The 19,613-nt window shown below is 48.3% G+C and carries 10 protein-coding genes; 8 read left to right on the plus strand and 2 right to left on the minus strand.

All coding sequences use genetic code 11. The features are described from left to right. Positions 1–10: 10 nt before the first annotated feature. Together arcB and OC443_RS15785 are read right to left on the minus strand one after the other, a co-directional pair. Positions 11–2,347: an aerobic respiration two-component sensor histidine kinase ArcB gene (arcB, locus tag OC443_RS15780; protein WP_073582927.1), complete on the minus strand. Its 2,337-nt coding sequence runs from the start codon at positions 2,345–2,347 to the stop codon at positions 11–13. Between the two features lie 242 nt (positions 2,348–2,589). After that, positions 2,590–3,516: a TIGR01212 family radical SAM protein gene (locus tag OC443_RS15785; protein ID WP_073582929.1), complete on the minus strand. Its 927-nt coding sequence runs from the start codon at positions 3,514–3,516 to the stop codon at positions 2,590–2,592. Positions 3,517–4,051: 535 nt separating this feature from the next. On the opposite strand from OC443_RS15785, the gene gltB (OC443_RS15790) reads away from it, so the two are divergent. The 8 genes from gltB (OC443_RS15790) (at position 4,052) to OC443_RS15825 (ending at position 19,613) form a co-directional block, all read left to right on the plus strand. After that, positions 4,052–8,584, plus strand: coding sequence for a glutamate synthase large subunit (gltB, locus tag OC443_RS15790; RefSeq protein ID WP_073582931.1), 4,533 nt, complete (start codon positions 4,052–4,054; stop codon positions 8,582–8,584). Then, a complete protein-coding gene (locus OC443_RS15795) occupies positions 8,584–10,053 on the plus strand; it encodes a glutamate synthase subunit beta (protein WP_073582933.1) in 1,470 nt (489 codons plus the stop codon). The genes gltB (OC443_RS15790) and OC443_RS15795 overlap by 1 nt, the downstream gene beginning before the upstream one ends. A gap of 311 nt (positions 10,054–10,364) precedes the next feature. Further along, positions 10,365–14,828, plus strand: coding sequence for a glutamate synthase large subunit (gltB, locus tag OC443_RS15800; RefSeq protein WP_073582935.1), 4,464 nt, complete (start codon positions 10,365–10,367; stop codon positions 14,826–14,828). Positions 14,829–14,844: 16 nt separating this feature from the next. Continuing rightward, on the plus strand, positions 14,845–16,257 hold the full coding sequence (locus tag OC443_RS15805; RefSeq protein WP_073582937.1) for an FAD-dependent oxidoreductase: 1,413 nt from the start codon (positions 14,845–14,847) through the stop codon (positions 16,255–16,257). Positions 16,258–16,438: 181 nt separating this feature from the next. Continuing rightward, a complete protein-coding gene (gene mtnN, locus OC443_RS15810) occupies positions 16,439–17,137 on the plus strand; it encodes a 5'-methylthioadenosine/S-adenosylhomocysteine nucleosidase (protein WP_073582939.1) in 699 nt (232 codons plus the stop codon). A gap of 14 nt (positions 17,138–17,151) precedes the next feature. After that, positions 17,152–18,108 (plus strand): cobalamin biosynthesis family protein, encoded by a 957-nt coding sequence (locus OC443_RS15815; RefSeq protein WP_073582941.1) that lies wholly within the window; start codon positions 17,152–17,154, stop codon positions 18,106–18,108. Beyond that, positions 18,105–18,926, plus strand: a complete 822-nt coding sequence (gene btuF, locus OC443_RS15820) for a vitamin B12 ABC transporter substrate-binding protein BtuF (RefSeq protein ID WP_073582943.1) — start codon at positions 18,105–18,107, stop codon at positions 18,924–18,926. Before OC443_RS15815 ends, btuF begins: the two co-directional genes overlap by 4 nt. 75 nt (positions 18,927–19,001) lie before the next feature. Continuing rightward, entirely contained in the window at positions 19,002–19,613 is a 612-nt protein-coding gene (locus tag OC443_RS15825) for a TRIC cation channel family protein (RefSeq protein WP_073582945.1), read from the plus strand.

The raw sequence follows: 19,613 nt of genomic DNA on the forward strand, positions 1-19,613 counted from the left end.
CTCTGAGCCCCTAACGTTCAGATAACCACTGCTTCAACATTTCAATGTCATGTTTATATTCAGTTTTTATCTCATCCACCCAATCCCCGATATTTTCCCACCATGCAGGTTCATCCGGAGACTGGGCCAGTTGAGCGACAGACTGGATCCGTTGTAATCCAATAGCACCGGCTGCACCTTTGATTTTATGGGCTTCAGAGGTGATTCCGGCCTGGTCTTTTGCCACCATATTTGAATCGAGAATTTCGAGATATTCCGGCATCATCTGTTCAAACATTTCAATGCTGTCAATCACCGGCTGTTCCCCGACGATATCAACGTAAGAAGTCAGCATATCCAGATCTAACAACCGGGAATATTTCAACTTTTTATCATCTTCCACCGTGGTCACGACCTGCTGTTCCTGAGGCTCATTTTCACCATAAAATCTGGCAATGACTTCCTGCACCGCAACAACTGAAAGTGGTTTACTGATCACCTCGTCCATGCCTCCGGAAAAATAAGTTTGCTTACTTTTCTGGACATTCGCCGTTAATGCAACCAATGGCGGCAGCTCCTCATAGGTTTCCCGGAAGTATTTTGCGACGTCAAATCCGGTCATATCGGGAAGCTGAATATCGAGGAAAACAAGATCATAGATATCAGGTTTGAATAAATTTTTCGCTTCTTCGCCCGTCATTGCCACTGTCAGGGTATGACCCAGGCTTTCCAGCAATGATTTAGCCACCGTGACATTCAGCTGAATGTCTTCCACCATAAATATATTCAGCTTTTTCTGTACTAAAGGAACGCTCGAATACAGAGAAGAACCTTCAGCTAAAGGCGCCTGTAATGTGACCCGGAAAGTACTGCCATACCCTTCCTCACTCATGACTGAAATGTCGCCATTCATCAAATTGATTAACTGGCGGGAAACTGCCAGTCCGATTCCGGTTCCCATCGCATGTAAATTACTGTTGTCAGATTTGACCTGATAGTACATTGCAAAAATATTATCCAGTTCAGCTTCAGGTATTCCTATGCCAGTATCTTCGACTTCAATAGCAATCGACACCATTGAGGACTCAATTTCAGCCTCGACTGTCATCACCACGCCCCCCTCTTTGGTAAACTTGATGGCATTACTGATCAGGTTCCATAAAACCTGTCTCAGACGGGTACCGTCAACGTTCACGACAAACTGGAGTGGCGTCAGTCTTTCCAAATCAAACCGCAGCCCTTTTTGTTCCGCCATCAGTGCGGACAAACTTTCAATCTCGACAATGAATTCTTCAAAGTTCAGCGGCTCAGGAAACAGTGCAAGCTTACGCTGATCGAATTTATCCATATCAATAATATCGTTAAATATATTCCCCAGAGTCACAGCACTGACATTAATGGTTTGCAGATATTTTCTTTGCTCCGGATTCATCGGAGAATCGAGCAACATACGGCTCAGACCGACGATACCGTTCAGAGGCGTTCTGAGCTCATGACTGATAGTGGAAATAAAGGTGGTTTTATCTCTGCTTGCTTTTTCAAGCGACTCTTCATGATGCTTGCGTTCAGTAATATCACGGCCAAATCCGACTAATCCCAGATGTCGTCCTTCCTTACTGTAAAAGGGAACTTTTCGCAGTTCAAAGTAACTCTTAAGCCCATCCGGATACTCAAGCCACTGTTCATAAGTAATGGCGCAATTTTGTGAGAAAACCTGCTCATCGGTATTCACGATTTGCTGAGCCGCTTCTTTGCTGTAAACGTCCCATGGCGTCAAACCGACTAACTCCTGTTCAACCTTCCCGGTCAGCTCTTCCATCGCGCGGTTACAGCCGGAGAAAACACCATCGGCATTGCGGTAGTAGATTAAATCGGGCGAAGCGTCAATAAAAGAACGAAGCAAAGCCGTTCTTTCTGCCAGTTCAAGCTGTGTTTTCTCACGCTGGTAGACTTCGTTTTCCAGATCGACCATCGCCTCTTCTCTGGCTTCTTCCGCTTTTATCCGCTCTTCAATTTCCTGATTCAGTTTGACGATATTCTGCTGAAGCTGATGGTTTAACTCCTGATCCCGTGAACGCATGTCTTTCAGTTTTGCCACCAGCTTAGACAAACGTTGCCTCGACTCTTCCAGCTGGTCAACAACCACCGATAAGAAATAGACGGCCCAGGGCGTAATAATCAGACCAAAAAATACTGAACGGATAATATCAAGATCATCAACGAAACCATTTAAGACCAGCGTAATTGCAACCTGAACAACAACAGCAAGCGCAACCAGTGCTAACGCCAAAAGGATAGAGAAACGGAAAATGCCGAGTTTGACCAGAAGATCAACATAGTATTGCGCCAGATTTTTCAGTGGTTTCATCAAAATGCTCCAGCCGACCTCATCATTTCATTAATTCAAAAAATACTGCTTCATTTTATACCACACTCATCATATAAATGTTCGTTCTTATTCTGTCTGGTTTTATACCCAAATGACCTCAAGATGCTGGATTCAGAGCTCCATCAACAGGTTTTCAGGGAATAAAAATAGCGGACCCGCTCTCAGAAGCAAATCCGCCATCTCACATAACTTCAGATAAATCAGCCGGCTATTTCAGACTCTCAATGGCGCTGAAAAGGGCGGTGAATCAAACTTCCCTGAGCACCTTCCTGGTTCAGCACTTTTTCAATTTCCGTCATCGCGAGCCAACGGTTCTCACACCAGAGTGGTGCTAAAAGTGTCGGACGCCTTGCTGCTGAAGATATCCGGTGAAAAACGACCTCAGGTGGCGTTAACCGAATCATCCGGCTGGCAGTCTCCACATAATGAGGCAACGTCGGAGCGGCCAGCCTGCCGGCACGCCAGGCTTTTGCCATGACGCTTCCTTCCACAATGTGTAAACTATGCAGCTTAATTCCGTCAGTTCCGGTTTCCAGTACCTGGTCCAGAGTAGCAAGATTGTCTTGCTGCTGCTCCCCCGGCAAACCCACAATTAAATGTGTGCACACCTTCAGGTTTAATGCTCTCGCTTTCTGCGTAATCTCATGATACACACCGTAGCCATGTCCACGGTTAATATGCCGGAGTGTTTTTTCATTTGCAGTTTGTAATCCAAGCTCCAGCCACACTTCGTAGCCCTGCTGTTCGTAATCCGACAATAATGAAAGCACATCATCCGAAACACAATCAGGCCGGGTGCCAACACACAACCCAACAATATCCGATGAAACTAATGCTTCTTCATACATAGACTTCAGTCGCTGCAATTCTGCATAAGTGCTGGTGTATGCCTGAAAATAAGCCAGATACTTGCGTGCCCGGTCAACTTCTTTTGCCCGGTTCTGAAGCTGATCACTGATACTGGTTTGTTGTGCTGTTTCATCAACAAATGAGGCGACATTGCAGAATGTGCACCCTCCCCGGCCAATGGTGCCATCCCGGTTCGGGCAGCTAAAACCGCCATGCAGGGTTAACTTGTGAACCCGTTCTCCATAACGATGTTTTAAATCCTGGCCCAGGGTGTTTACCAGTTCATGTAACTGTTTCAAAGAAGCCTCACTGACTGAAAATTAATTACACTCTGTCATGAGTCAGAGGTGTTTCGGTCTATTTATGAGCGACCGGCAGGCATTTTAATTCGGCTTAATTTTTAATGTCTTATTCCATATCAAGAAACGTAAAAAACGTGCTTCTGTTAAATTGATCCTCAAAGATGTCCGGAATAACCAAACAATCGACAAATCAGACGATAGTTTTTTATTGGAATTTTATATAACAAATGTGTAGGATAGTTACAATTTCGTCTCTATTTTTTGGCATTTATCCAATTGGATTTAGATGAAAATTCGGTGATATGCAATTCCCTCCAAAACAAAGTACCAAGTTACTTTTAAAAATAAACCGCTTATCACCAAAGATTGTTTTTCTTACGCTATTTCCTATGAGAAACGGAATCAAATAAAACCATTGGAAGTATTTTGGTTTTAAACAACAAGAATGGATAAAGGACCTGTCGCGCATTGTGATTTTTTATATGTAAGTCGTATCTCACGCGCGTCTTGATTGAACCGGAAGGATGTATCAATGTTAAACTCACAAGGGTTATACACCCCTGAGCTTGAGCACGATGCCTGTGGTATCGGCTTTGTCGCTCATCTTAAAAACCGAAAATCACACCAGGTCGTCACTCAAGCTCTGGACATGCTTGCCCGCATGGAACACCGGGGCGGTCAGGGATGTGACCCGTGTAGTGGTGATGGTGCTGGTATTCTTTTACAAAAGCCGCACGAATTTTTACTGGAAGAAACCGTAAAACTGGGAATCCGCCTGCCTTCATTTGAGCAGTACGGTGTTGGTGTCGTCTTATTTCCTAAAGATGAACATAAACGGGCTCAGTGCCGCGATATTCTGGAAAGAAATGCGCGTCGTCTGGATTTGGAAATTCTGGGATACCGGGTTCTTCCTGTTGATAATCATATGCTGGGTGCCGATCCACTGAGTACAGAACCTCAGTTCGAGCACGTCTTTGTAACCGGCGGTCCGGGAACCACACCGGAAGCTTTAGAACGTAAACTATATGTATTGCGTAACTATACCGTCCGGGTTTGCCTGGAAAGTGTGTCCAACATCGGCGATGATTTTTATATCAACTCCCTGTCATACAAGACTCTTGTGTATAAAGGTCAGTTAACGACTGAGCAGGTTCCTCAATATTTTCTGGATTTACAAAATCCAACCATGGTGACGGCACTGGCGCTTGTCCATTCCCGTTTTTCAACCAACACATTCCCCAAATGGCGTTTGGCACAGCCTTTCCGTTATATCGCACATAACGGCGAAATTAATACGGTCCGGGGCAACCTGAACTGGATGAAAGCCCGTGAAGCAATCATCGAGTCCAATCTGTTTACAAAAGCAGAAATTGATATGTTGCTGCCGATCTGTCAGGAAGACAGTTCAGACTCATCCAACTTCGATATGGTGCTTGAGTTACTGGTTCTGTCCGGACGCACGCTGCCACATGCACTCATGATGATGATTCCTGAAGCATGGCAGGAAAACCAACAAATGGATCCAAAGCGCCGGGCATTCTACCGATACCATGCTAATGTCATGGAACCGTGGGATGGCCCTGCTTCCGTCTGTTTTACTGACGGCGTCATTGTTGGTGCGACACTTGACCGGAATGGCTTACGTCCTTCCCGCTATACTGTCACAAAAGATGACTACCTGATTATGGCTTCCGAGTCTGGCGTAGTCGATATTGAATCTGACAACATTGAATATCGCGGGCGTTTGCAGCCAGGACGAATCTTCGTTGCTGATCTGGAAGAAGGCCGGATCATTTCTGATGAAGAAGTCAAAGAAAGCATTGCTAATGCTCAGCCTTATGAGCAATGGTTGAAAGATAATCTGCTAAGCCTGAAATCTCTGCCGGATGCCGATACAGGCCATAACCAGCCAAAGCCGGAAAGATTGCTGCACAAACAGCAGGCATTCGGTGTCACAATTGAAGAAATCAACCAAATCATCCAGCCTCTGGCCCAAACCGGCTATGAGCCATTAGGTTCAATGGGCGCAGACTGGCCGCTGGCAGTGCTGTCTCACCAGTCACAACATCTGTCAAACTACTTTAAACAGTTATTTGCACAGGTCACTAACCCGCCAATCGACCCAATCCGGGAACGGATGGTCATGTCACTCAATACTTACATTGGTCAGGACCAGAACCTGCTGTCTGAGTCACCAGAGCATTGTGTGAAAGTCGAACTTGAGTCACCGGTTATTTCGAATGCCGAGCTTGAAAAACTGCGGGCAATTGATAACGAGCACTTACAGGCCAAAACACTGGATATTGTTTTTCAGGCCAGTGAAGAACCCGGCAAACTGAAACGGGCACTCAAACGGATTTGTCAGTATGCGGAAGACGCCGTGATTGATGGCTATTCAATTATTCTGCTGACTGACCGGGCAGTTAATTCAAACCACGCCGCGATTCCTGCGATGTTAGCGGTTGGTGCTGTTCACCACCATTTAATCCGTAAGGGATTAAGAGCTAAATGCGGTATTGTGGTAGAAACCGGTGATGCGCGTGAAACACACCATTTCGCCACACTGGTTGGTTATGGAGCCAATGCCGTCAACCCATATCTGGTCACAGAAACCATTGTTGACCTGCAGCATAAAGGTAAACTGGATGCGGAAGCATCTATCAGCACGCTTTTTGATCATTACCGTAAAGGGGTCAATGGCGGTCTGCTGAAAATCTTCTCGAAAATGGGGATTTCAACCCTGCAGTCTTACCATGGGGCACAGATTTTTGAAGCACTGGGTGTCAGCAAGGCCGTGGTCGATAGCTACTTTACCGGGACAGTAACCCGGATTCAGGGGCTGACTCTGGACGATATTGCTAAAGAAGTACTTGTCCGTCACCGGATTGGATATCCACAACGTGAAATCCCGCTGCAAATGCTGGATGTCGGTGGTGTGTATCAGTGGAAACAGCGCGGTGAGCAACACTTGTTCAATCCGGAAACCATTAGTCTGTTACAACAATCCACCCGGAATAAGAATTACGAACAGTTTAAATCCTATGCTGAAGCAGTCGATGCGCAGGGAGATAAAGCCGTTACATTGCGCAGCCAGCTGGAGTTTTTGAAAAATCCGGCAGGTTCTGTCTCACTGGATGAAGTCGAACCAATTGAAAGCATTGTGAAACGCTTTGCAACCGGTGCGATGTCATTTGGTTCTATCTCTTATGAGGCGCACTCCACACTGGCAGTTGCGATGAACCGCCTGGGCGCCCGCTCCAACTCAGGGGAAGGTGGTGAAGATCCGGCACGTTTCGAGCGTAAAGCCAACGGTGACTGGGAGCGCTCAGCCATTAAACAGGTTGCCTCAGGGCGCTTCGGTGTGACCTCTTACTATCTGACCAATGCCGATGAGCTGCAAATTAAGATGGCTCAGGGTGCAAAACCCGGCGAAGGCGGACAGCTGCCTGGCGATAAGGTCGATGACTGGATCGGTGCAACACGTCACTCCACTCCGGGGGTCGGACTGATTTCACCACCGCCGCACCATGATATTTACTCAATCGAAGATTTAGCTCAGCTGATCTACGATCTGAAAAATGCCAACCGTGCCGGTCGTGTGAACGTCAAACTGGTTTCTGAAGCGGGTGTCGGTACGATCGCATCTGGTGTGGCAAAAGCAAAAGCTGATGTTGTCCTGATCGCAGGTTACGACGGCGGAACCGGCGCTTCACCGATTTCCTCAATCCGTCATACAGGTCTGCCATGGGAACTGGGGCTGGCTGAAACTCACCAGACACTGCTGAAAAATGGTCTGCGTAACCGGATCGTCGTTCAGGCAGATGGCCAGATGAAAACACCGCGTGACCTGGCTATTGCCACCTTGCTGGGTGCCGAAGAATGGGGTGTGGCAACCGCAGCACTGGTTGTTGAAGGCTGTGTCATGATGCGTAAGTGTCATAAAAACACCTGTCCTGTCGGAATCGCAACTCAGAACAAAACATTACGGGAACGCTTTGACGGGCGCGTGGAAGATGTCGTGACTTTCTTCCGTTATATGGCGGAAGGCCTGCGTGAAATCATGGCAGAGCTTGGCTTCCGTACCATTGATGAAATGGTAGGCCAGGCGAATAAATTAAAAGTCCGTGAAGACATCCAGCACTGGAAATATAAGCATCTGGATCTGACGCCGGTACTGCATATGGAAACGCCGCGTAAAGAAGATGGTATCTATTGCCAGACTGAACAGAATCACGCACTGGAAGAAGTCCTGGATCGCCGCCTGCTTGAGGCTGCTGTACCGGCACTTCAGCGTGGTGAAGCAGTTCAGGCAGAGTTCCCGATTCTCAATACAGACCGAAGTGTCGGCTCCATGCTTTCCAACGAAATTTCGAAAGTCTATAAAGCGGACGGCCTGCCACAGCCGATGCAGGTTAAATTTCATGGTTCAGCCGGTCAATCCTTCGGGGCATTTACCACCAAAGGTGTGCAATTTGAGGTCGAAGGTGATGCGAACGACTACTGGGGTAAAGGGTTATCAGGCGGTACGCTGATCCTTTATCCGAACAAGCAGTCATCCATCGTGCCTGAAGACAACATCGTTGTCGGAAACGTTTGTTTCTACGGAGCGACTTCAGGAGAATCATTTATCCGCGGCAAAGCCGGCGAACGTTTCTGTGTACGTAACTCAGGTGCGAAGGTTGTTGTGGAAGGCACCGGAGATCACGGCTGTGAATACATGACCGGTGGTGTGGCAATCATCCTTGGTCCGACAGGACGAAACTTCGCTGCCGGTATGAGTGGTGGTGTCGCTTACGTCTGGGATAACCAGGGAGATTTCGAACACAAACTAAATCAGGAGCTGGTCGATCTGGATCCGATCGACAAGGAAGACGAAGAACTCATCCGGAACATGTTGACTAAACATGTCCAGTTTACCGGAAGTGAAGTGGCTCAGTCCTTCCTGGACAACTTTGAACTCAGCTTGCAATCGCTGATCAAAGTCATGCCGAGAGACTATAAAGCCGTTCTTCAGCAACAAAAAGCAGAACAGGGAATTCAGCAAGTTCAAGCGGAGGCAGTATAATGGGAAAGCCAACTGGATTTTTAGAGTTCGGACGTGAACTACCATCAAAAGCAGACCCGTCAGAGCGAATTCAGCACAACAAAGAGTTTGTCCTGAATGAAGCGTTCGGAGAGAAAATCAATGAACAGGCGTCTCGCTGCATGGACTGCGGTGTACCGTTCTGCCACAACGGCTGCCCTATCGGTAACATCATTCCTGAGTTTAACGACGCGGTTTACCGGAAAAGCTGGGAAGAAGCCTGGCGAATTTTAAGTTCGACCAATAATTTTCCTGAATTTACCGGTCGTGTCTGTCCTGCACCGTGTGAAAGTGCCTGTGTTTTGGGGATCAATCAGGATCCCATCACAATTTGTAATATTGAAAAAACAATTGTGGAAACAGCATACAAGGAAGGCTACGCCCAACCGAAAACACCGAAAAGCCGGACAGGTAAAACAGTTGCTATCGTAGGTTCCGGGCCTTCCGGGCTGGCTGCCGCAGAGCAGTTAAACAGTGCAGGCCATACGGTCACTGTCTATGAACGCGACGAGAAAGTCGGCGGTCTGCTGCGCTTTGGTATCCCTGACTTTAAACTCGGCATGGATGTCATTGATCGTAAAATCGATCTGATGAAAGAAGCCGGTATCAAATTTGTCGTGAATGCCCATGTCGGTGTGAACATCAATGCCCGCCAGCTTCGTCAGGAATATGATGTCGTTCTGCTGACGGGTGGTTCAACAGTCCCCCGTGATCTTCCTGTTCCGGGACGTGATTTGAAAGGGGTTTATTTTGCGATGCAGTTTCTTGCGCAAAATAACCGCCGGGCAAACGGCATGGATCTGAAAGGAGAAGAAATTCACGCCAAAGGTAAACACGTTGTGGTGATTGGTGGTGGTGATACCGGTTCAGACTGCGTTGGTACATCAAACCGGCACGGTGCGGCAAGTATCACTCAGGTCGAAATTATGCCGGTGCCACCGGAAAAGCGTCCGGCGAACATGCCATGGCCACAATATCCGATGATTCTTCGCACATCGACTTCTCACGAAGAAGGCTGTGAGCGTCACTGGAATATCCTGACCAAAGAGTTTATTGGTAATGATCAGGGCGAAGTCACCGGATTACGGGTTGCAGACATTGTCTGGAAAGATGCAGCACCGGGTGAGCGTCCTGCTTTCGAAGAAGTTGCAGGCAGCGAACGGGTTCTGCCCTGTGATATGGCTTTCCTCGCAATGGGGTTCCTGCATCCGGAACCAGACAGCGTGTTAGCTCAGCTGGATATCAAACTGGATGAAAGAGGCAATGTTGCCACCTCTGATTTTCAGACCAGTCAGAAAGGCATCTTCGCCGCCGGAGATATGCGTACCGGTCAGTCACTGGTCGTTCGTTGTATCAATGAAGGCCGGGAGTGCTCCCGCGCGATCGATGACTACCTGATGGGTAGTACAAACCTTGAGTCAAAGGCTGACTCTCTGATGTTGTCCGCATAATCAGCTATACTTCTCCTTGTATCGAAAGATGCAGGGAGAAGCTTTTTCCTGCCATAATCTTCTCATAAAAGTTCATAGCGACAACTGCATTTCCATTAATACAAGATGACTTATTATTCATGTGAATGAATTTTTATGCACCCAAAATTGTTAAATTTCTTGATCTTTATTGTTATAAAAGCTAGTTTTTAAGGTTCGCATTAAACTAACAAATAAGAATGTATTGCTTGATGTAATCGAATACGACAATAAAAAAGCATAATAGTCAGTCATTTTCTGTCTTTCAGACAGCACGCAAAAGGAGACTTGCAATGGCTCTGTATGACCTGAATCTTGAAAAAGATAACTGTGGTTTTGGCCTGATCGCACATATGGAAGGTCAGGCCAGTCATAAGCTGGTTCGTACTGCGATCTCTGCGCTTGATCGTATGACCCACCGTGGCGGTATTGCCGCAGACGGGAAAACAGGGGATGGATGCGGCCTGTTGCTGCAAAAGCCTGATTCTTACCTTCGCCTGATAGCCACAGAGCAACAATGGAAACTCGGAAAACAGTATGCTGTCGGAATGCTGTTTCTTAGCCAGGAACCAGTGAAGGCACAATCAGCACGGGATATTATTCATCAGGAACTCTCCCGGGAAACACTGACAATTGCAGGCTGGCGGGATGTCCCGACCAATCCGGATGTCCTTGGGCCGATCGCCCGTCATTCATTACCAGATATTCAACAGGTCTTCATCTCTGCCCCGGCCGGATGGCAGGAGCAGGATATCGAACGGCGCTTGTATATTGCCCGGCGACGTATTGAAAAAAGAATCACAAATGATCCTGATTTTTATATCTGTTCATTTTCCACTCAGGTACTGGTTTACAAAGGGCTATGCATGCCAGCCGATCTGCCAAGGTTTTACCTGGATCTGGCCGATCTGCGAATGGAGTCAGCCATCTGCCTGTTCCACCAGCGCTTTTCAACCAATACACAACCTCGCTGGCCGCTGGCTCAACCCTTCAGGTATCTGGCTCACAATGGTGAGATCAATACCATTGCAGGAAACCGTCAGTGGGCACGCGCACGCGCTTACAAATTCGCCTCGCCACTGTTGCCTGATTTGCAATCGGCAGCGCCGTTTGTCAACGAAACAGGCTCAGATTCATCCAGCCTCGATAATATGCTCGACTTATTCCTTGCCGGGGGGATGGACCTGTTCAGGGCAATGAGAATGCTGGTTCCGCCGGCATGGCAGAATCACCCGGATATGGATGATGAACTGCGCGCTTTCTATGACTTTAACTCCAAGCATATGGAGCCCTGGGACGGCCCGGCAGGCATCGTGCTTTCAGACGGGCGTCATGCAGCCTGTAATCTGGACAGAAACGGCCTCAGACCCGCCCGTTATGTCATCACTAAAGACAAACTGATTACACTGGCTTCCGAAGTCGGTATCTGGAATTACGCACCGGATGAAGTCGCCGTCAAAGGCCGTGTGGGGCCAGGGGAACTACTGGTCATTGATACCCAGACCGGGAAACTGTGGCAGTCCGAAGAAATTGATCATGACCTGAAAAGCCGCCACCCCTACCGCGAGTGGATGGAAAACAATGTGTACCGGCTAACGCCATTTTCAGAGCTGGATGATACTGAAATCGGACAACGTGATTTTGATGATTATCAATTGCGGACTTATCAGAAACAGTTTGCGATGACCAATGAAGAAGTTGATCAGGTCTTACGTGTGCTGGGTGATATGGGACAGGAAGCCGTTGGTTCGATGGGAGATGATACGCCGATGGCCGTCTTATCATCAAGAGAGCGGCTCATCACCGATTATTTCCGCCAGAAATTCGCTCAGGTCACTAACCCGCCGATCGATCCGCTGAGAGAAAAGCATGTCATGTCGCTGGCGACCAGTATTGGTCAGGAAATGAATGTTTTTTGTGAAACGGATGGACATGCTTACCGGGTAAGCTTCAATTCTCCGGTTTTACTTTATTCCGATCTGAAACAACTGCTTGGTCTGAGTGATCAGCATTATAAAAATACGATTCTCGATATAAACTACAACCCGGATGAGAAAGACCTGAAACAGGCGATACTGGACCTGTGTGATATTGTGGAACAGGTTGTCCGGGAAGGCACGGTCTTAATCGTCCTGTCAGACCGGGAAATAACCCCGGAGAAGGTGCCGATCCCGGCGGCAATGATTGTCGGCGCGGTACAAACCCGGCTGGTCGAAACACAACTGAGATGTGATGCGAATATCATCATTGAAACCGCTGCCGCCAGAGATCCTCATCAGTTTGCCGTTTTACTTGGATTTGGGGCAACGGCTGTTTATCCATATCTTGCCTATGAGTCACTGGGAAAACTTATCGATGATGGCGTGCTGGACAGTAACTACCGGGAAGTCATGACAAATTATCAGAATGGCATCAATAAAGGCCTGTATAAAATCATGTCTAAGATGGGTATTTCGACGGTTGCTTCCTACCGGTGTTCTCAGTTATTTGAAGCCGTTGGCTTACACAAAAATCTTGTAGATCTCTGCTTCAGAGGAGTAACCACCCGCATTCAGGGCGCAGATTTTACAGATTTTCAACAAGACCTGCTGAATTTATCCCGTAAGGCATGGGCCAAACGAAAAGCGGTTGATCAGGGCGGCTTACTCAAATTTGTCCATGGCGGGGAATACCATACTTACAATCCGGACGTCGTCAGCACACTACAAACCGCGGTGAAATCAGGAACACTTCTCGATTACCAGCAGTTTGCGCAGCAGGTTAATCAAAGACCGGTGGCGACATTACGTGATTTGATGACGCTGAAAAAAGCAGCATCTCCGCTGCCTCTGGCAAAGATTGAACCTGAAAAAGCGCTGTTTAAACGCTTTGATTCCGCCGCAATGTCAATCGGTGCACTCAGCCCCGAAGCCCATGAAGCGCTGGCAACCGCCATGAATCGCCTGGGTGGTTATTCAAACTCAGGAGAAGGTGGCGAAGATCCACGACGATTCGGAACTGAGCGTAATTCCCGGATCAAACAGGTCGCTTCCGGACGGTTTGGTGTAACGCCTCATTACCTTGTGAATGCGGATGTCCTGCAAATCAAAGTCGCTCAGGGTGCCAAACCCGGAGAAGGCGGACAGCTTCCGGGGCACAAGGTCACCGCTGAAATTGCCCGTCTGCGTCACTCAGTACAGGGTGTGACACTGATTTCACCGCCGCCGCATCATGATATTTATTCGATTGAAGATCTGGCACAGCTGATTTTTGATTTGAAGCAGGTCAATCCGGATGCGCTGGTTTCCGTCAAGCTGGTGTCGGAACCGGGCGTCGGTACGATTGCGACCGGCGTAGCAAAAGCCTATGCCGATCTGATTACAATTTCAGGCTATGACGGCGGAACAGCAGCCAGCCCACTGACCTCTGTCAAGTACGCTGGCTGTCCATGGGAACTCGGTCTGGCAGAAACACAACAGGCGCTGGTTGCCAACGGATTAAGACACAAGATCCGCCTGCAGGTGGATGGTGGCCTTAAAACCGGCCTGGACGTCATTAAAGGGGCGATTCTTGGTGCCGAAAGTTTTGGCTTCGGCACTGCGCCGATGGTCGCGATGGGATGTAAGTTTCTGCGTATCTGTCACCTGAATAATTGCGCAACTGGTGTTGCAACCCAGGATGAAACACTACGTCGTAATTACTTTAAAGGGCTGCCGGATATGGTGGTGAACTACTTTACCGGACTGGCTCAGGAAGTCCGTGGTTATCTGGCAGAACTCGGTGTGGAAAAGCTGACCGACTTAATTGGCCGTACTGACCTGCTGGAAGTCGTTGATGGTCAGACCGCCAAACAAACCAAACTTGATTTGTCCGATATTCTGGAACAACCGGTCTCCCCTGAGGGCCACCCGATGTTCTGTAGTGAAGCCAATACACCATTTGATCAGGGGCAGCTGAATCAAACTATCGTTCAGGATGCATGGGAATCCATAAATACTCAGCAAACTGTGAAATTGTATTACGATATCATTAACACCGATCGTTCTGTCGGTGCCCGCCTGTCAGGTGAAATCGCCAAACGCTATGGTAATCAGGGCATGGTCGCTTCTCCGGTCAAACTCTATTTTGAAGGCACGGCAGGACAATCTTTCGGTGTCTGGAATGCCGGCGGTGTTGAGCTGAATTTAACAGGTGATGCAAATGACTATGTCGGTAAAGGTATGGCTGGCGGAAAAATCGTCATTAGGCCGCATGTCGGTACCGCATTTAAATGTCATGAAGCCACCATTATTGGTAATACCTGCCTCTACGGGGCAACTGGCGGCAAATTATTTGCCTCCGGCAAGGCCGGAGAGCGTTTTGCAGTAAGAAACTCCGGCACGGTCGCGGTGATCGAAGGTGCGGGTGATAACGCCTGTGAGTATATGACCGGGGGGATTGTTGCCATTCTGGGTGCAACCGGGGTGAATTTCGGTGCTGGTATGACAGGTGGATTTGCGTATGTACTTGACCATAATCAGGATTTTCGGGGCCGGGTCAATAAAGAATCGGTTGAAGCCATTTCGCTGCAGGAACTCTATATTCATCAGGAGCACTTACGTGGCTTAATTGCAGAACATCTGGAAGAAACAGGCTCACTCCATGCCGAATCAATTCTGGCAAACTTTGATGAGTGGATTCCGAAGTTCTACCTTGTGAAACCACAGGCGGCAGATCTGAAAACACTGCTGGGACACCAAAGCCGCAGCGCTGCAGAACTGCGTGTTCAGGCACAGTAACGGGAGCCAGAGAATCATGAGTCAAAATGTCTATCAGTTTATTGATGTGAATCGTGTTGATCCGGCGAAAAAGTCGCTGAACATACGCAAGATCGAGTTCGTGGAAATTTACGAACCCTTTACCAAACAGCAAGCCACCGCTCAGGCTGACCGCTGTCTGGACTGCGGTAACCCTTATTGTGAATGGAAATGCCCGGTGCATAACTATATTCCGCAATGGTTAAAGCTTGCTAACGAAGGCAGAATTATTGAAGCGGCTGAACTGTCTCACCAAACCAACAGCCTGCCGGAAGTCTGCGGACGGGTTTGCCCGCAGGATCGCCTGTGTGAGGGTTCCTGCACCTTAAATGATGATTTCGGTGCCGTCACGATCGGCAATATAGAGAAATATATTACCGATAAAGCCTTTGAGATGGGCTGGAAGCCGGATATGTCTCAGGTAGAGTGGAGCGATAAAAAAGTAGCCGTCATCGGGGCCGGTCCCGCAGGACTCGCAGCCGCAGATGTCCTGGCAAGAAACGGCGTGAAAGCGGTTGTGTTTGACCGTTACCCGGAAATCGGCGGGCTCCTGACCTTTGGTATTCCTTCGTTCAAGCTGGAAAAATCAGTCATGACCAATCGCCGCCGTATCTTTGAAGACATGGGCATCGAATTCCGGCTGAATACCGAAGTTGGACAAGATGTTTCCCTGCAGGAACTCATTGATGGTTACGACGCGGTTTTTCTGGGTGTCGGCACTTATCAGTCGATGCGGGCCGGGCTTGAAAACGAAGATGCCTCCGGCGTATATGATGCGTTACCATTTTTAATTTCTAACACTTACCGGGTCATGAGTTTAAAGACTGACCAGCCTTTCATTGATATGGCAGGGAAAAAAGTGGTGGTCCTTGGTGGCGGAGATACCGCAATGGACTGTGTCCGGACTTCGGTTCGTCAGGGTGCAGGCAGGGTGATTTGTGCCTATCGCCGTGACGAAGAAAACATGCCGGGTTCCCGCAGAGAAGTCAAAAATGCCAGAGAAGAAGGTGTTGAATTTATGTTTAACCTTCAGCCGCTTGGCATAGAAGTGAATGAAGACGGCAAGGTCTGCGGCATTACAGTGGTCAAAACAGCATTAGGAGAACCTGATGCTGCCGGACGCCGCAGGCCGGAACCTATTCCGGAAAGTGAACATACACTTGAAGCTGATGCGGTGATCATGGCATTTGGCTTTCAGGCCCATCCGATGCCATGGCTGGAACCTTTCGGGGTTGAACTGGATCAATGGGGACGTGTTAAAGCACCGGATAACGGTCAGTTTCAGTATCAAACCTCCAATGAAAAAATCTTCGCCGGAGGTGACATCGTCCGGGGATCCGATCTGGTCGTCACCGCTATCGATGAAGGCCGTAAAGCAGCGGAAGGTATTCTTGATTACCTCGAAATCTGACATTTTCAGCATATCCGCAGGATGACTGTCCCAGGCGTGACTGGTCATCCTTCTTTTTGCATCTGATTCGTCCTCTTCATCCAGCCAAACAGCCTGAAGATACTGGTTTCAGGTTGTTTGGCTATACAGTGAGAATTCATGTTAAAATCGCTCTAAAATGTATTTCAACGAGAGACACGCCATGAAAATCGGCATCATTGGTGCAATGGAACAGGAAGTTGCACTTTTAAAATCTGCATTAACCCAGTTAAAAGAAGAGAAAAAAGCAGGCTGTACTTACTACACCGGTCAGATTAACGGTATGGATGTCATTCTGCTCCAGTCGGGCATTGGCAAAGTGGCAGCATCAGTCGGAACAACCTTACTTCTGGAACTGTATCAACCCGATATTGTGATTAATACCGGGTCTGCTGGCGGGTTCGATTCATCACTCACCATGGGTGATGTTGTGATTTCAACAGAAGTCCGTCATCACGATGCTGATTTGACCGCTTTTGGTTATGAGCAGGGCCAAATGGCTGGTCAGCCTGCCGCATTTGCAGCCGATACCAGGTTGATTGAACTGGCAGAAAAAGCACTTGAACAGGGAAGCCATCATGCTGTCCGCGGGTTGATTTGTACCGGAGATACTTTTGTCTGCAAACCAGAAAGACAAGCGTTTATCAGAGAACATTTCCCTGAAGTTATCGCCGTTGAAATGGAAGCGGCTGCCATCGCACAAACCTGTTACCAGTTCAGCACCCCGTTTGTTGTGGTCAGAGCGATTTCCGATGTCGCAGATAAAGAATCCCCGATGTCTTTTGACGAATTCCTGCCACTGGCAGCGAAAAGCTCATCAGATATGGTATTAAAAATGCTTGAACTACTACATTCATCATAACAGCTTCTGAATCAATGCATCCTGTAATTGAAATCATCCAGGCAAACAGCGCTCTGCTTATTCTGTGGGGCGCTTTGCTGATTCATTTTATTCTGCCGATTCCACGCAACGCTCATCCGGTCACACTATGGCACAAGTTTGCTGAGATTCTGGCTGAAAAAGTCAACGGGCCCAACAGCTTCTCCCAGAAAGGAATTTCCGGGGCCATGGCCTGGGGACTGATGATCATTCCGGCCCTGATGTTACTGATCGCCTTCCGGTCTTTAGTCTGGCAACCTGAGTTTTACGATCTGGCTCTTTTATTACTGGCGCTTGGCTGGCGTGGACAAACCCAACTGACATCCGGGCTGATAAAAGCATTGGCAACAGAAGATAAACCAACCGCCAGGCAGCTTTTATCTGAGACCAATAACCGCCAGACAGAAACATTGTCCATTGTCGGCCTTGGAAAAGCCGGGGCGGAAACGCTGATCGTCGGGCAGGCTCGTCAGGTGATTTCCGTTATGTTCTGGTACGGCGTTGCCGGTGGCTGTGGCGCATTTATCTTTCGCCTGATTGCAGAACTAAACCGGGCCTGGTCACCTTCTCAACCAGCCTGTTATCCTTTTGGTATCACCAGTGCCAGAGTACTCACTCTGCTTGAGATGATTCCGGTCATTCTCTTTACCTGCCTGTTATTACCCGGCAGACAACCGGGACAAATTTGGCAGCAGAGTCGCATGCAGGCTGCTATCTGGCCATCGTTTGGTCCCGGCTGGCTGCTGGCAACCGTCGGAAATAAACTCAACCTGTCTCTTGGCGGACCGGCTATTTATGAAGGAAAAAAATCGGTCCGGACCAAAATCGGCGGCCGGGTTGTTCCTTCAGCACTCCATCTGTCCCAGACTCAGCGACTGCTCAATCAGCGTACCTTTATCTGGATTCTTGGGCAGAGCCTGATCACGTTGCTGATGCTTCAGGTCATCCGATGAGAAAGATATCTGTTTTTGTCTTAATATTTTGTCTGTCACCGGTTGTCTTTTCAGCGCCGGTCTCACGCGTGATCACGCTTTCCCCGCACGCGACCGAAATTGCTTTTGCAGCAGGGCTGGGTAACAAAGTCATCGCGGTCAGTGAAAACAGTGATTATCCGCCTCAGGCCACAAATTTACCTAAAGTTGCTAATTATCACGGTCTCAATATTGAAAAGATCCTCGCGCTGAAACCCGATCTGGTGATCAGCTGGCCAGACGGAAATCCGCCGAAAGAAATCGATAAGCTCAGACGGATGGGACTGAAAATCTATCCGTCTCACATCACCACTATGAGTGATATTGCACAAAATGTTGAAGACCTGAGTCAGTTTGCGGATAACCCACAGGAAGGTCAAAAAAATGCGCAACATATCCGCGATACGATCGCCAAACTGAAACACAAATATCAGCATAGCCGGAAAGTACGTTTTTTTTATCAGCTCAGCAGTCATCCTATCATTACGATTGCCCGGAACAGCTGGCCCGCTGAAGTATTTCACCTGTGTGGTGGTGCTAATGTCTTCCGGAATGCGGCCACGCCTTACCCTCAGGTCAGCCTGGAGAAAGTACTCATCGCGCAGCCAGAGGTAATCTTCAGAACAGATGAGCAAAGCCGCGGAGAAAACCTATGGTCTGAATGGTCAAATATTCCTGCGGTTCAACATCACTATATCTGGCAGGTCCATGCGGACTGGATCAACCGCCCTACTCCGCGAACCTTATATGCTGTCAAAGAAGTCTGCAGCTATTTCGATACCGTCCGGCAAAATGACTAACGATTCAGGGCATTTTTCCGTACAATGCGCTCAATTTTTCAAGTTTTATCCGCAGATATACATCGGTAGCTGTTTATGTTTCTTTATCTGATTGATTTATTTGGGACTGCTATATTTGCTGTTTCAGGCGTCATACTCGCAGGAAAACTGAGAATGGATCCGTTTGGTGTCATCGTATTAGGCGGGGTTACTGCCATTGGTGGCGGCACAATTCGAGACATCATTCTGGATGCAACACCAATCTTCTGGATTCATGATACAACTTACCTTTGGGTGATTTTGTGCACCTGCTTCCTGACCATGCTCATCGTTCGTCGTCCCAAACGCATACCTTGGTGGGTGCTCCCCGTATGTGATGCCATTGGTTTAGCGGTTTTTGTTGGTATCGGTGTGGATAAGGCTCTGGACTACCAGGACTCCTATCTGGTCGCAATTATGATGGGTGTCATGACCGGCTGCGGTGGCGGGATTATCCGGGATGTATTAGCCAGAGAAATCCCCATGGTTTTACGCCATGAAGTTTATGCGACCGCGTGTATCGTAGGCGGCATCTTTCACACCACAGCGATTGCACTTGAATACAATCATCAAATCGCACTTTTAGCCGGATTAGTCTCGACATTAATTATCCGTCTGGGTGCCATTCGCTGGCATTTGTCATTGCCGGTCTTCGCGATGAATAAGTGA

The sequence above is a fragment of the Vibrio quintilis genome (assembly GCF_024529975.1).
GTDB classification, from domain to species: Bacteria; Pseudomonadota; Gammaproteobacteria; order Enterobacterales; family Vibrionaceae; genus Vibrio; species Vibrio quintilis.

Excerpts from the sequence above, each read along its gene's own strand:
- arcB (WP_073582927.1), bottom strand. The coding sequence starts at position 2,347 with ATGAAACCACTGAAAAATCTGGCGCAATACTATGTTGATCTTCTGGTC.
- gltB (WP_073582931.1), top strand. The coding sequence starts at position 4,052 with ATGTTAAACTCACAAGGGTTATACACCCCTGAGCTTGAGCACGATGCC.
- OC443_RS15795 (WP_073582933.1), top strand. The coding sequence starts at position 8,584 with ATGGGAAAGCCAACTGGATTTTTAGAGTTCGGACGTGAACTACCATCA.
- gltB (WP_073582935.1), top strand. The coding sequence starts at position 10,365 with ATGGCTCTGTATGACCTGAATCTTGAAAAAGATAACTGTGGTTTTGGC.
- OC443_RS15805 (WP_073582937.1), top strand. The coding sequence starts at position 14,845 with ATGAGTCAAAATGTCTATCAGTTTATTGATGTGAATCGTGTTGATCCG.
- mtnN (WP_073582939.1), top strand. The coding sequence starts at position 16,439 with ATGAAAATCGGCATCATTGGTGCAATGGAACAGGAAGTTGCACTTTTA.
- OC443_RS15815 (WP_073582941.1), top strand. The coding sequence starts at position 17,152 with ATGCATCCTGTAATTGAAATCATCCAGGCAAACAGCGCTCTGCTTATT.
- btuF (WP_073582943.1), top strand. The coding sequence starts at position 18,105 with ATGAGAAAGATATCTGTTTTTGTCTTAATATTTTGTCTGTCACCGGTT.
- OC443_RS15825 (WP_073582945.1), top strand. The coding sequence starts at position 19,002 with ATGTTTCTTTATCTGATTGATTTATTTGGGACTGCTATATTTGCTGTT.